11 protein-coding genes are annotated in these 12,941 nt (G+C 60.9%); 2 read left to right on the top strand and 9 right to left on the bottom strand.

Translation table 11 applies throughout. The features are described 5' to 3' along the window. Positions 1 to 156 precede the first annotated feature (156 nt). A complete protein-coding gene (locus tag JH25_RS13995) occupies positions 157 to 2,346 on the top strand; it encodes a glycoside hydrolase (protein ID WP_032878429.1) in 2,190 nt (729 codons plus the stop codon). 109 nt (positions 2,347 to 2,455) lie between these two features. Here the strand turns inward: JH25_RS13995 and JH25_RS14000 are convergent, their stop codons facing one another. Beyond that, the gene (locus JH25_RS14000) at positions 2,456 to 3,082 is read right to left on the bottom strand and encodes a class I SAM-dependent methyltransferase (RefSeq protein ID WP_032878428.1); all 627 of its coding nucleotides are present in this window, start codon (positions 3,080 to 3,082) and stop codon (positions 2,456 to 2,458) included. A gap of 177 nt (positions 3,083 to 3,259) precedes the next feature. Here JH25_RS14000 and JH25_RS14005 point away from each other — a divergent pair, with 177 nt between their 5' ends. Beyond that, positions 3,260 to 4,363: a hypothetical protein gene (locus JH25_RS14005; RefSeq protein WP_032878427.1), complete on the top strand. Its 1,104-nt coding sequence runs from the start codon at positions 3,260 to 3,262 to the stop codon at positions 4,361 to 4,363. A gap of 2 nt (positions 4,364 to 4,365) precedes the next feature. Here the strand turns inward: JH25_RS14005 and JH25_RS14010 are convergent, their stop codons facing one another. From JH25_RS14010 to tcyN, 8 genes are all read right to left on the bottom strand, one after another. Continuing rightward, positions 4,366 to 5,010, bottom strand: a complete 645-nt coding sequence (locus tag JH25_RS14010) for a methionine ABC transporter permease (protein WP_032878426.1) — start codon at positions 5,008 to 5,010, stop codon at positions 4,366 to 4,368. Then, positions 5,000 to 6,115: a methionine ABC transporter ATP-binding protein gene (locus JH25_RS14015; RefSeq protein ID WP_032878425.1), complete on the bottom strand. Its 1,116-nt coding sequence runs from the start codon at positions 6,113 to 6,115 to the stop codon at positions 5,000 to 5,002. Before JH25_RS14015 ends, JH25_RS14010 begins: the two co-directional genes overlap by 11 nt. Then, a complete protein-coding gene (locus JH25_RS14020; RefSeq protein WP_032878424.1) occupies positions 6,112 to 6,927 on the bottom strand; it encodes a MetQ/NlpA family ABC transporter substrate-binding protein in 816 nt (271 codons plus the stop codon). Before JH25_RS14020 ends, JH25_RS14015 begins: the two co-directional genes overlap by 4 nt. A gap of 83 nt (positions 6,928 to 7,010) precedes the next feature. Continuing rightward, on the bottom strand, positions 7,011 to 8,363 hold the full coding sequence (locus tag JH25_RS14025) for an LLM class flavin-dependent oxidoreductase (protein ID WP_032878423.1): 1,353 nt from the start codon (positions 8,361 to 8,363) through the stop codon (positions 7,011 to 7,013). Beyond that, positions 8,363 to 9,556 carry an SfnB family sulfur acquisition oxidoreductase gene (locus tag JH25_RS14030; protein WP_005783783.1) on the bottom strand — a complete coding sequence of 398 codons (1,194 nt, stop codon included), beginning with the start codon at positions 9,554 to 9,556 and terminating at the stop codon, positions 8,363 to 8,365. Before JH25_RS14030 ends, JH25_RS14025 begins: the two co-directional genes overlap by 1 nt. Positions 9,557 to 9,596: 40 nt before the next feature. After that, positions 9,597 to 10,838 (bottom strand): SfnB family sulfur acquisition oxidoreductase, encoded by a 1,242-nt coding sequence (locus JH25_RS14035; RefSeq protein WP_032878422.1) that lies wholly within the window; start codon positions 10,836 to 10,838, stop codon positions 9,597 to 9,599. Positions 10,839 to 11,025: 187 nt separating this feature from the next. Beyond that, a complete protein-coding gene (locus tag JH25_RS14040; RefSeq protein WP_032878421.1) occupies positions 11,026 to 11,820 on the bottom strand; it encodes a hypothetical protein in 795 nt (264 codons plus the stop codon). A 371-nt stretch (positions 11,821 to 12,191) separates the two neighbouring features. Further along, entirely contained in the window at positions 12,192 to 12,938 is a 747-nt protein-coding gene (gene tcyN, locus JH25_RS14045; protein WP_005783788.1) for an L-cystine ABC transporter ATP-binding protein TcyN, read from the bottom strand. Positions 12,939 to 12,941 lie beyond the last annotated feature (3 nt).

Genomic DNA, 12,941 nt, shown 5'->3' with positions numbered 1-12,941 from the left:
GAGGGGGCAAGTCGAATCGTCGCACCGCCCCTCCCACATTTGGATCTTCATCTCGCTTGAGGCTGTGGGAAGCTTCCGAAAGATCCACTTGTTGCCCCGGCCACTGTCTGCATGTTTTACCCTCTCGACCTAACTTCTCCGTCCAGGTCGATTCCCATGCAGTGCCTGCGCCTCATCTTTGTGCTCTGTGCGCTTGTTCTTGCGCCCTCAGTCTTTGCCTCCACCGTGCTGGAAAACGCCCTGTGGCGCGTTGACCTCGACCCTGCAACCCTGGCGCTGCGTGTCACGCCAGCGGGGGAGGCCCCGGTACAAGCCTCCAGCGGTGTCGCCGCGCACGCTGTCAGTGCGTTGCAAGCTGATGCCGCACAGGTCTCCTGGCAATGGGATAGCGGCGCCTACCGCCTGACGGCCCGGCTTGAGCAGCGCGAACTGTCCCTGTCTATCAGTGCTCGCGAGCCGGGTGAATTGGCCCTGCTGCGCCAGCCGGCCACGGCCATGGGCCAGGCGCTGATCTGGCCGTTGGCTGAAGGGCATTATGTGCCCTTTGATAACCCCGTGTGGAAGGCGTTCCTGCTTGAGCACGGCGAAGTCAATACCACCCAGGACCTGAGCTTGCCCTTGTGGGGCCTGGATCACGGGCGCTTCACGCTTAACTGGCTGCTGACCAACCCCTACAACAATCGCCTTGAATGGCAAGCGGACGGCCAGGGCCTGGCGTTGTCAGCGGCCCATGAATTCACCACCCTTGCCCCCGACGCACCGATGACGCTGCGCCTGTACCTGGGCGATGCAGACCCATTGGCCGGGGCCAAGCATTATCGCCAATGGTTGGTGGAGCAGGGCCGTTACGAGCCGCTGGCGGACAAGCTGCGGCAAACCCCCGAGGCGGTTAAATTGCTCGGCGCCAGTCACGTTTACCTCTGGGGCAACGGCTTGCTGACGCTGGATGATGTCCGTGATTGGCCAACGTTGATCAAACGGCTGCGCACCCATGAGCTTGGCAGGCTGCTGGACAAAGAGTCTGCGAAGGTGCTTGCACAGACAACCGCATTGAATCGTTATGAGCAAACCGTGTTGCTGCGCGGCCTCAATGCGGCCATCAACCAGAAGGCCCGGCAAGCCTGGCAAGTGGAAGAGCCCGACATGAGTCGCCTTGCCACTCGCTACGGCGAGTTGCGTAGCGAGCTGGCCGTGGATTTCGTCTCAGCTTTGAGTGATCGCCCCGAAACCTGGGGGCATTCGACTATCCAAGCCTTGCGTGACGCGGGGCTCTCGCGTCTGCTGTTGACCCTGGGTGATGGCTGGGAAGGCGGGCTCTGGCATCCCGAAGCGATTCGCGCAGGCGTGGATGCCGGGTACCTGATGGCGCCTTACGATTCGTATGAAACGGCGCTGTCGGCCAGCGAAAATCCGGACTGGGCCACTGCCCACCTGGGCGGCAAGGCGTACCGTGACTGCGCAATCATATTGAAGAACGGCCAGCCGAAAGCCGGTTTCCAACAATCCGGCCACTACACGGACCCGCGCTGTGTGCGACCGTTGCTGGAAGCACGGGTAAAGGCGGTGCAGGCCGCAGCCGGATTCAATGCCTGGTTCCTCGATGCGTACGCCACCAGCATGATCTTTGACAGCTACCGCGACGGCGCCTCCATGAGTCAGGTGCAGAATGCCCAGGGCAATATCGACGCCTCGCGCTGGATCAACACTTCGCTAAAACTGCCCGCAGGTTCCGAAGACGGCAACGCCGTCACCGCTCAGGGCATTATGTTTGCCCATGGTATGCAAACTCCGGTGATTGGCTGGGGTGACCGGGACATGACCCGCGACCGGCAGTCGCCCTATTACGTCGGCAACTGGTACCCGGCGGAACAGCCGGCGGTGTTCTTCAAGCCTGTGCCGTTGAAAGCGTCGCTGCGCACGGTGTATTTCGACCCGACGATGCGGCTGCCGTTGTATCAGGCGGTGTTCCATGGCTCGGTGATCACCACTCATCACTGGCTGTTCGACAACCTCAAGCTGAGCAATGTACGGGCTGAAAATGAACTGGCCCAACTGCTCTACAACGTACCGCCGCTGTATCACCTGAGCGCGACGACACTCAAGGACAGGCTGCCGGTGATTCAGCGCCAGGAGCGGTTCTTTCGGCCGCTGCATCAACGGTTGGGGACTCAGGCAATGACTGAGTTTCGCTGGCTGACAGCGGACAAACTGTTGCAGCAAACCACCTTCGCCGATGGGACGCGGTTGGTGGCGAATTTTTCGGACGCGCAGAAAGATGGGTATGCCGGGCGCAGTGTGACGGCGCTCGTGGAGGGGGAGAAGCCGGTGGTGTATCAGGTGAAATAACGCTGCCCGTTACGGCGCCATCGCGGGCAAGCCCGGCTCCCACAGTGAAATGCATTCCGAATGTGGGAGCTGGCTTGCCTGCGATGAGGCCCGTACAGGCGATGCGGCACTAAATTTTACGCCACACACTCGCCAACCAAGGCTGCTGTTCCCGCGGCAACCCGGCCGGCCGGTAGTAGTGCTCCAGCTCTTCAAATCCGGCCTCGGTCAGCAAGCCCCGCCACGCCTCCAGGTCGTGATAAGAGCCATACCGCGGCCCATTCCAACCCTCCTGGTTTTCACCTCGAGGGTTGGAGCTGAACAGCACGCCTCCAGGCTTCAACGTGCCATGCAGCTGCTTGAGAACCCGCGGCAATTCCTGCTTGGGAATATGAAACAGCACCGCATTGGCAAACACGCCATCGAAGCGCTCGGGTGGCAGGTCCAGCTTGAGAAAATCCTGTTGCAATACCTCACAGCCGCTGTCGTCCCGCGCCATCTGCGCAAACCGCTCGGAGCCATCCAGCCCCACGGCGATATGCCCCATGCGCGTAAAAGTCTGCAAATCCCGCCCCGGCCCGCAGCCGAAATCCAGCACGGTAAACGGCGCCGAGCCCTGGATATGTCGCAACAGCGCGTCGATGTTCTGGCTCACATCGTGATCACGGGTGCCTTCACGGAAGTCTTCGGCGACTTTGTTGTAATGGCCGAGGGTGGTGGAGGTGATCTGGTTGAGGTCGTCGGGGGCGAGTTTCATGGTGTGGCGCACCGCTGCGGTTGAGGTGGTCGGACTATACCTCAGGCTCACCCTTGAGTTGAAAGACGTGTATCTGGTGTAGGGCGGTTCATTGTGTGCGTGTTGGGAGAATCCGACAGACCGCCCCGCAGGATTCTGGGTAAGATTCGGCCCTCATTCAAAGAGGGTTGTACATTCATGGAAGAAGAAAAACGTTCACGTGAGGGTCAGAAATTCACTGCAAACAAGGTGGACCAATACGCCACGAAACTCAGCAGCGGCCTGTTCTGGCTCAATGAACGCGCCTGGCCGCTGACGGTGGGGATCCTGTCGGTGGCAGGCTTGTATTTGTACCAGTACATCCAGGTGGAAAAAGTACCCCTGAGTATTTTGTCGGCCGCGGCGTTCACCGCATTGCCGGCCATGTTCGCCATGTTGGTATTCGTCATCGGCATGATGGGCGCGTCGATCCTGATCCCTACATTCATCTTGTTCAAACGCCTTAACGACACGGGCGTGCGCCTCAGTGATCAGCTGAATCTCAGTCCGCTTTCCCCTCAGTTGACGGCCCAGCACCGGCGTTTATTGTTGCACTGGGCTGCCAGCCTGGTCGTCATGGCCATCTTCTGGATGTGCGCCGTGTACCTGTCGGTGAACGCCGAAAGTGGGCCTTTGCTGACTGTCAGTTGGATTGTGGCGATCGTGGTGGCGGTACTCGCCTATGTCGGCATCATCATGCGCGCACGCCCTGCTCAGGTTGGATTGCGTGACATATCCGGCGAGTTCTGGCTGGCCAGTGTGGGTGCTGGCGCGGTTCAAATGCTGGTAATCCTGATGGTAACCGTGCCGGTCTCCCGCGCCTTCCTTGAGTATTCCGACAGCGCTGTGCTCTTTGCACCGTTCATGTTTGCCGAGGTGGTCGTGCTGTTCCTGGTCCAGGGCTGTGGGGCCTGCCTTGTGGTGTACATGCGCGATCACAAGAACCCGGTTGCCTTCGCATCACTGGCAGCCTTTGCACTCATCGTCTTCCTCGGGCTGATCCCGGCAAGCGGGTCGAAGCTGGGTGGGTTGCCATTGCAAGGCTCCGCCTCCGGAGGGCGCGTGTGTACGCTGATGACCTGGTCGGACGACGCCAAGGTTCTTCGCGTGCTGGTAGACGCCGACAACCCGCAGCGCAGTGTAAAACTGCGGGTAATGGCAGACTCGGACGGCAGCTACATCGTGCGCCCCTGGCAGGCCAAGGAAAAAACCGTCAGCTTCGTGCCCCATGCCAGCGTCGCGCAGTTGGACGAATGCCCGTGAGTTCAGCGCTTGTTCAATACCCGCGCCAAGCGATCCCCACTCAGTTGAATTACCGCCACCAGCACCACCAACAACACAATCACCGTGAGCATGATCTGCGAATCAAATCGCTGGTAGCCATAGCGGTAGGCAATGTCGCCCAAGCCACCGGCGCCAATCGCACCGGCCATGGCCGATGAGTTGATCATGGTAACCAGGGTGATGGTGAACCCGCCGACGATCCCCGGCAGGGCTTCCGGCAGCAGCACATGCCAGATGATGTGCCAGCGCCGGCAACCCATGGCCTGAGCCGCTTCGATCAGGCCGTGGTCGACCTCGCGCAGGCTGACTTCGGCAATGCGTGCAAAGAACGGTGTGGCGGCGATGGTCAGCGGCACCACGGCCGCCCATACACCGTAGGTGGTGCCGACGATCAGCCGAGTGAACGGGATCAGCGCCACCATCAGGATCAGGAACGGAATGGAGCGGAACAGATTGACGAACGCCCCCAGCACGCGGTTAAGCGTCGGCGCCTGGTAGATGCCGCCCTTGTCGCTGGTAACCAGCAATACCGCCAGCGGGATACCGACCAGCAAGGCGATCAGCGACGACACACCGACCATCAACAAGGTGTCGATAGCGCCCTGTACTAAACGATCAAACCACATAGCCCAGCACCTCCACCCGTTGTGCCCAATTGCCGGCGCGGTTACGCAGCTCTTCGGCATTGTGCGGCGACCCATTCACCGCCAGCAGCAGTCGCCCCAAAGCGTGCCCCTGGATACGTTCCACACCGCCTTGCAGCAAACGCACGCGGCCGCCGAGGGCGCTGAACAGTGCGGCCAGGTCCGGCTCATCGGTATCGCTGCCGGTGAACTGCAAGCGCAGCACCAGCACCGCATCAGCCGAGGTTTGTGTCGGTTGCAGGCGGTTTTGCAATTCGGGCGGCAGGCCGTGTTGCAGCGGTGCGAGCAGGGTCTTGCTGACCTCATGCTGCGGGTTGCCGAACACTTGCCACACCGGGCCTTGCTCGACGATGCGCCCGTGTTCCAGCACCACCACGCGGTCGCAGATTTCGCGGATCACCGCCATCTCATGGGTGATCAATACGATGGTCAGGCCCAGGCGTTGGTTGATCTCACGCAGCAGGCCGAGGATCGACTGGGTAGTCTCCGGATCGAGGGCCGAGGTGGCCTCGTCGCACAGCAGAATCTCGGGGTCGTGCACCAGCGCGCGGGCGATGCCGACGCGCTGTTTCTGCCCTCCGGAAAGCTGCGCCGGATACGCCTTGTGCTTGTCTTGCAGACCTACCAGCTCCAGCAGTTCATGCACCTTACGCACGCGTTGTGCCTGGTTCACGCCGGCGACCTTGAGAGGCAGTTCGACGTTCTGCCACACGGTCTTGGCCGACATCAGGTTGAAGTGCTGGAAGATCATGCCGATGCGCCGGCGCAGTGCTACCAGGTGGTCTTCATCGAAGCCGCCGATGTCCACCTGATCGATCAGCACGCGCCCGCTGCTGGGTTGTTCCAGGCGGTTGATGGTGCGGATCAGCGATGACTTGCCGGCACCGCTGCGGCCGATGATGCCGAACACTTCGCCACGCTGGATCGCCAGGTCGATGCCTTGCAGGGCGTGCACGGTGCCGCCATAGGTTTTGCCCAGGTTGATAAAACGCACGTGGGCGCGATTGAGGTCCGGGTGCAGTTCAGTTTGCTCGGCGTCCCTGGGCGCATGGCCCAGGTCGCGCAGTTGGGCGTTGGCGGCGGTCATTTTTTATCTTCCCAGCCGACTTGGTAGAGCTTGCCCAGGGATTTATCCAATGCGGCACGTACCACCGGCGAGTGCTGGTAGATGTCGACGAACTTGATCACTCGTGGGTCGGTCTTGCTCTTGGGCTGAATCACGAACTGAATCACGTACTCCGGGTGGTCGAGGCCATCGAACAGCAGCGCCGATTGCGCATCGAAGGTCTTGGACAGGCGGATATACGCCGGGTAGCCCTGCACCAGGTCGGCGTCGTCGTAGGCGCGTACCAGTTGCACGGCTTCCACCTGCAGGATCTTGAGCTTTTTGGGGTTGCTGACGATGTCTTCTTCGGTGGCCTTGTAGCCCACGCCCGGCTTGAGGGTAATCAACCCGGCCTTGGCCAGCAGTTGCAGGCCGCGCCCGCTGTTGATCGGGTCGTTGGCAATGGCCACGCTGGCGCCTTCGGGCAGGTCGTTGAAGCTTTTGTATTGCTTCGAATACAGGCCGACGTTGTTGATGATGCCCGGTGCGTAAGACACCAGGTCAAACCCGGCGGCGGCCTTGGCGTTTTCCAGGAAGGGAATGTGCTGGAAGTAGTTCACGTCGATATCGCCGGCGGCGAGGCTGACGTTGGGGGCGATCCAGTCGCTGAACTCGACCAGTTCGACTTTCAGGCCCTGTTTGCCGGCCTCTTCAACGGCCGCTTCCAGCGGAATGGCGAAGGCGGCGGTGGTGCCGATTTTCAGGGGAGGGTCGGCGGCGAAGACCGCTGTGCTGAATAACCCGAAGGCCAGGGCCAGTGCTTTGACTGGGTGGGTGAGCAGTTTTTTTTTCATAATCAATTTCCAGTCATAAGGTATAGGCACAAACAATGGAGATCCAATGTGGGAGGGAGCAAGCCCCCTCCCACATTTTTTGATCAGTGACGGTAGGTGGCGCCGGTGTGTTGTTCGGGTAGCCGAGCGGTGCCGTGGAAAACTTTTTCCCGCAGGGTGCCCTGCTCATAGGCGGTCTTGTACGACCCACGTCGTTGTAGTTCCGGTATCACTAGGTCAATGAAATCCACATAGCTCTCCGGCGTCACAACGCGCGTCAGGTTGAAACCATCCAGCCCGGTTTCGCTGATCCAGGATTCCAACTCATCGGCAACCTGTTCAGGCGAGCCCACCAAGGTGATATAGCGCCCACCCAGGGCGTGCTGTTCGAGCAATTTGCGCCGGGTCCAGTCGTTGTTTTGCAGGTTCTTGGTGGCCGACTGGATCGCGTTGCTCTTCACGTACTGGATCGGTTCGTCCAGTTCGTAGGTAGAAAAATCAATCGCCGTGGACGCCGAAAAGTGCGCCACACCGGCTTCCGCACTGGCATAGCTCAGGTACTCGGCGTGCTTGGCCCATGCAAGCTCCTCGGTGGCGCCCACGATCACGTTGAGGCCCATGAACACCTTGATGTCATCCGGGTTGCGCCCAGCCTCCACTGCGCTGGCGCGCACCTTGTCCACCTGTAGCCTGGTCGCGGCCTTGTTCTGCCCGCTGATGAACACGCACTCGGCGTGGCGCCCGGCGAACAGCAGCCCGCGCTCGGAACTGCCGGCCTGGAACAACACTGGCGTACGCTGCGGCGATGGCTCGCACAGGTGATAACCCTCTACCTGATAAAACTCACCGTGGTGCTCCACCTTGTGCACCTTGCCCGGTTGCGCATACACCCGCGTTTGCGGGTCGTTGAGCACCGCGTCGTCTTCCCAGCTGCCTTCCCAGAGTTTGTACAACACCTCCAGGTATTCATCGGCCTGGTCGTAGCGCCGGTCATGTTCGACCTGTTCGGTGAGGCCCATGGCTTTGGCGGCGCTATCGAGATAGCCGGTGACGATGTTCCAGCCGACGCGGCCACGGCTCAGGTGATCGAGCGTGGACATGCGCCGGGCGAACAGATAGGGCGGCTCGTAGGTCAGGTTGGCGGTAAGGCCGAAGCCAAGGTGCCGGGTGACGGCGGCCATGGCCGAGACCAGCAGCAACGGGTCGTTGACCGGTAGTTGGATGGACTCCTTGAGCGGCACGTCAATCGAGTTCTGGTACACGTCATAGACGCCGACGATATCGGCGATAAACAAACCATCGAACAACCCGCGCTCAAGGATCTGCGCCAATTCGGTCCAGTATTCGAGGCTCTTGTACTCGGTCGAGTTGTCCCGTGGGTGAGTCCACAAACCGTGGTTGATATGCCCGATGCAGTTCATGTTGAAGGCATTGAGCAGGATCTTTTTCTTGCTCATCAGATGGTCCCCCGCAGCGGCGGGTTTTCATCGTTGAGGTAATAGTTGCCTACCGCATGATATTTCCAGCGCACCGGATCATGCAGGGTGTGCACCCGGGCGTTGCGCCAATGGCGGTCCAGGCCATGCTCGGCCAAAGTCGCCTGGCTGCCGGCCAGTTCGAACAAGGTGCTGCCCGCTGCGAGGGAAATCTCGGTGCTCAGGGCGCGCACTTCGGCCACGGCGATGGACGCGGCGGCAACGGTCTGGGCATTGCTGTCGGCCTGGGCGCGGTCGAGGAATTCGCCGGAGCGCTCCAGCAACGCCTCGGCGGCGTGCAAGCGAATGCTCAGGTGGCCGAAGCTCTTTAGAGTCAGCGGGTCTTCGGTGGCCTTGTCGTTGCCGGAATCGATCCACGGGCGGGTCTTGGTGCGCACAAAATGCAACGCATCTTCAAACGCTGCGCGGGCGATGCCGGTGTCGATGGCGGCGTGAAGGATCTGCGCCAAGGGGCCCACGGTGGTCGGGCGTTCGAAGGCGCTCTGAAATGGGATCACGTCCTGCGCTGCGACCCACACGTTATCGAATACCACTGAGCCGCTGCCAGTGGTGCGCTGGCCGAAGCCGCTCCAGTCGTCGATGACCGTCAGGCCCTCGCTGTCACGGGGTACGAACGCCAGTTGCTGGATGCCGTTTTCATCCACCACCGAGGTGGGAATGCGTTGGGCATAGATCGCGCCGGTGGCGTAGAACTTGCGCCCGTTGATGCGAAAACCGTCGCCGTCGCGGGTGAGGCTGGTCACGCGGTCATGGGCGGTCTTGGTGCCCAGTTCCGCCAAGGCGTTACCAAAGCGCTGACCGGCCAGCACCTCGGCGTACAGGCGCTTTTGCTGCTCGGGGTTGCCGTTTACGCGCAGCACTTCAAGGGCATAAAAATGATTTTGCGGGATCTGGCCCAAGGAACCATCGGCCTGGGAAATCAGTGCAATCACCTTGGCCAGGGTGACATTGGATACGCCCGCGCCGCCGAATGCCTTGGGCACCGTGATACCCCACAGGCCGGAGCGCGAAAACACGTCCAGCTCGGGCCACGGCAGGCGGCGTTCGCGGTCGCGCTGGGCGCTGTCGCGGCGCAAATCTTCAGCGAGGTCGCTGGCGACAATAAGGGCTTGCTCATCGCTGGTGATAACCGCGACGTGGTGAGAAAGGGTCATGAGTTTCTCCAGAAGCTCGTGGAAAAAGTGTTCTGGTCGGTTAAATCCAGGAATGACGAGCAGGTAAGGTGCCGTTCAGTCGATACGCGCCGATGGCGTGATACTTCCAGCGCACCGGATCGTGCAGGGTATGCACCCGCGCGTTGCGCCAGTGACGGTCAAGGTTGAATTCGGCGAGGGTGGCGCGGCTGCCGGCCAGTTCGAAGAGCTTTTCGGTAACCTGCAATGCCACTTCGGTGGTGAGCACCTTGGCCTCGGCTACGGCAATCGAGGCGCGCGCGGCGGACTGCGCGGTGATCGGCGCCGCGCTGACCTGGTCCAGCACCTGGCCGGCCTTGCGCAACAGTGCTTCGGCAGCGTGCAGTTCGATCTTCATCTTGCCGATATCGGCGATCACATACAGGTCATCGCTGGCCCGCTCGACCTTGGCGTCGATCCAGGGGCGTGAACGCTCGCGTACAAAGGCGATAGTGTCGTCGAGGGCACCACGGGCGATGCCGGCGTCAATGGCTGCCTGGATCAGTTGCGACACGGCACCCTGGATATTCGGGCTTTCGCCCAGGCGCCAGTTGTCGATGACCAACTCCGGGTCTACCGCCACCCGGTCGAGCAGTACCGTGCCGCTGGCAGTGGTGCGTTGGCCAAAACCGGACCAGTCATCGACGATGCGCAACCCCTCGCTGCCGCGCCGCACGAAGGCCATGACTTGCTTGCCGTCATCGTTCAATGCCTTTATCGCGACCCAGTGGGCAAATAGTGCGCCGGTGGAGTAGAACTTCTGGCCGCTGACCACGAACCCATCGCCTTCGGCCGTGAGGCGTGCCTTGAGCTCCAGCGTGTTTTTGGTACCGCGTTCCGGGCCGCCGTTGCCGATGCGCCACCCGTCGAGCACGCTCTGGAACAGCTGCTTTTTCTGGCGCTCGGTCGCGGTGCCCTGCAACACGTGCAGGATGCCGAAATGGTTCTGCGGGATCTGCCCGAGGGCCGGGTCGGCTGCGCTGATGATCGCGAAGACTTCGGCCAGGGTCACAAACGACACCTGTGGGCCGCCGTATTCGCGGGGAATGGAAATACTGCCCAGGCCGCTGCGGGTGAATTGTTCGAGTTGCGCCCACGGCAGTTTGCGCTGCTGGTCGCGCGTAGCGGCCTGCAGGCGCGCAGCCTGGGCCAGCTCATGAGCCGCACTCAGTGCCTGGGCGTCGTTGCGCAGCACCGTTGCGGGCAACAACAGGGGGGCTACGTCCAGATCACTCTGGGGGGGTGTTAGAGCCAAGTTAGACATCAGCGCCGCTCCTTGGCTGCACGCAATGCCCTGGCGTTATGCACCGGGGTAATTCTGACCATACCGACCTCGCATTCAATGAAATAAAAACAGAAAAATCAGGAATGTCCGGTGGTCCGGTGCATATACCCTAAGCGTGTTAATTCTTTAAATAAACTAACTTTTAGGAATATGCATAGAAGGGCTGTCACCCCGGTTCACAGGGTGAGCCGAAGCGACGCGGTTGATAGCCCGGCGCGGGCGAGGCTGGTGGGGTTGGCACGACTGGCGTGCAAGCGGCGATACGTAGCGTGCGGGCCGGTGCCCAGCGTGAATTATTGCCCACGCGATCGAGAATGCAGTACGTGACTTCCAATCGGCAGTCGTCGCCCGCTTCGACAATGATCTGGGACGGTACCCACACCTGCACTGCCAGGCCGACGTTTTTGGCCTGGATTTTCGGCAGGTCCAGGCGTACATCACCCCATCGCAGTGTGATGGCATCGCCGGCACTCATGTTCAAGTAAGGTTCGATGGTCAGCGGAATGCCGCGCCGAACCTGGTTGCGATTGACGCCATGGCGGCGGATCGTCTCGGGCAAACCCACGGGGGCGAGATTCTGGTTTTCATCACTTTCGTGGTTGAGGCATGGCGCAGGCTGGCCTCCGGGGTAGTTGGTCTTGACCCGCACCAGGGCGACGGCCGAGCGCATCGGGCCATGGCCGATTTGCAGGACCTGGTAGTGGACGCGTGCCGGCCCGTCCTGCACGAAGCTTTCCGGTACCCACAGATGAGTGAACGTGCCGATCTTGCACGCCGTCACCTTGCGCGAGGCGGCAAAGCAGTTGTTCCAGAACAGTTCGATCAGGTCGCCTTCCTCCATGCCCGAGTAGGGGGATATGTCGACCTGCAGATGGGTGGAAGCCAGGGCGCTGATGCCGTTTCCTACCGCCTGGGGCAGCTTCGGGGCAGGCAGCATGGCCAGGGTTTGGGTGTGTGTCATAAGTAATCTCCTTGTTGCAGCCAGCAGTCATCGTTCCGAACCTTCGGCGCATAGGCACAGGGCGATTCGAAAGGAACGATTCAGTCAGTAGCCGGGATGGGATCCAATCCTCAAGGCGCTAGATAAGAGGGTTGGCCGGGGAGCGTCAATGGAGGCAAAAGGCTAAACGGCGGGTTTGAGGATATTCAGAAGGGTCTGACGGGGAGGGGGATTTTAAGGGGGGGACGGCGGGGGTATTTTATGCGCTGAAATGGTAACCCGTTGTAGGAGTGAGCTTGCTCGCGAAGAACGTAAACGGTAACGCGGTGATTCAGATCGACCGAGTTGCCTGGGCGTTTTTCGCGAGCAAGTTCGCTCCTACAGAGGGAGGGTCAGTGGGCGAGGAATTTGCTCAGAAACTGCCGGGTGCGCTCTTCCCTGGGGTTGGCGAACAACGCTTTGGCTTCACCCTGTTCAACGATCACGCCCTTGTCGAAAAAGATCACGCGGTTGGCCACGTCCCGCGCAAAGCTCATTTCGTGGGTCACGATGACCATGGTGCGGTTTTCTTCGGCCAGGCTGCGAATGGTTGCCAGCACTTCGCCCACCAGTTCCGGGTCGAGAGCCGAGGTGGGTTCGTCGAACAGAATCACCTCCGGCTCCATGGCCAACGCACGGGCAATCGCCACACGCTGTTGCTGGCCGCCGGACAGCCGCCTTGGGTAGGACGCCTCCTTGCCCGCCAGGCCGACCCTGGCCAACAGCTTGCGCCCCAGTTCGGTGGCCGCTTCCCGTGGCATCTTCTTGACCACAATCGGGCCTTCGATGACGTTTTCCAGCGCAGTGCGGTGGGGGAACAGGTTGAAGTTCTGGAACACAAAGCCCACGTGCTGGCGCAGACGACGCACCAGCCCCTGTTGCTGGTTGAGCGGCTTGCTGCCGTCGATCTGGATATCCCCCACCTTGATGCGGCCGCTGGTGGGTTCTTCGAGGAAATTCAGGCAGCGCAGGAAGGTGGTCTTGCCGGAACCGCTGGGGCCGATGATGGCGACCACTTCGCCTTCCTTGACCTCAAGGTCGATGCCGTCAAGCACCACTTGACCGTTGAATTGTTTGGTCAGTTTTTCAACCACGATCATGCT

This window comes from Pseudomonas sp. BRG-100, from assembly GCF_000737955.1.
Taxonomy (GTDB): Bacteria; Pseudomonadota; Gammaproteobacteria; order Pseudomonadales; family Pseudomonadaceae; genus Aquipseudomonas; species Aquipseudomonas synxantha_A.
The sequence above is the reverse complement of the archived record's forward strand: the minus strand, read 5'-3'. Positions and strand labels throughout refer to the sequence as shown.

Coding starts and splice junctions, on each gene's coding strand:
- JH25_RS14025 (WP_032878423.1), bottom strand. CDS start 8,363: ATGAGCAAGAAAAAGATCCTGCTCAATGCCTTCAACATGAACTGCATC.
- JH25_RS14010 (WP_032878426.1), bottom strand. CDS start 5,010: ATGTGGTTTGATCGTTTAGTACAGGGCGCTATCGACACCTTGTTGATG.
- JH25_RS14000 (WP_032878428.1), bottom strand. CDS start 3,082: ATGAAACTCGCCCCCGACGACCTCAACCAGATCACCTCCACCACCCTC.
- JH25_RS14015 (WP_032878425.1), bottom strand. CDS start 6,115: ATGACCGCCGCCAACGCCCAACTGCGCGACCTGGGCCATGCGCCCAGG.
- tcyN (WP_005783788.1), bottom strand. CDS start 12,938: ATGATCGTGGTTGAAAAACTGACCAAACAATTCAACGGTCAAGTGGTG.
- JH25_RS14030 (WP_005783783.1), bottom strand. CDS start 9,556: ATGACCCTTTCTCACCACGTCGCGGTTATCACCAGCGATGAGCAAGCC.
- JH25_RS14020 (WP_032878424.1), bottom strand. CDS start 6,927: ATGAAAAAAAAACTGCTCACCCACCCAGTCAAAGCACTGGCCCTGGCC.
- JH25_RS13995 (WP_032878429.1), top strand. CDS start 157: ATGCAGTGCCTGCGCCTCATCTTTGTGCTCTGTGCGCTTGTTCTTGCG.
- JH25_RS14035 (WP_032878422.1), bottom strand. CDS start 10,838: ATGTCTAACTTGGCTCTAACACCCCCCCAGAGTGATCTGGACGTAGCC.
- JH25_RS14040 (WP_032878421.1), bottom strand. CDS start 11,820: ATGACACACACCCAAACCCTGGCCATGCTGCCTGCCCCGAAGCTGCCC.
- JH25_RS14005 (WP_032878427.1), top strand. CDS start 3,260: ATGGAAGAAGAAAAACGTTCACGTGAGGGTCAGAAATTCACTGCAAAC.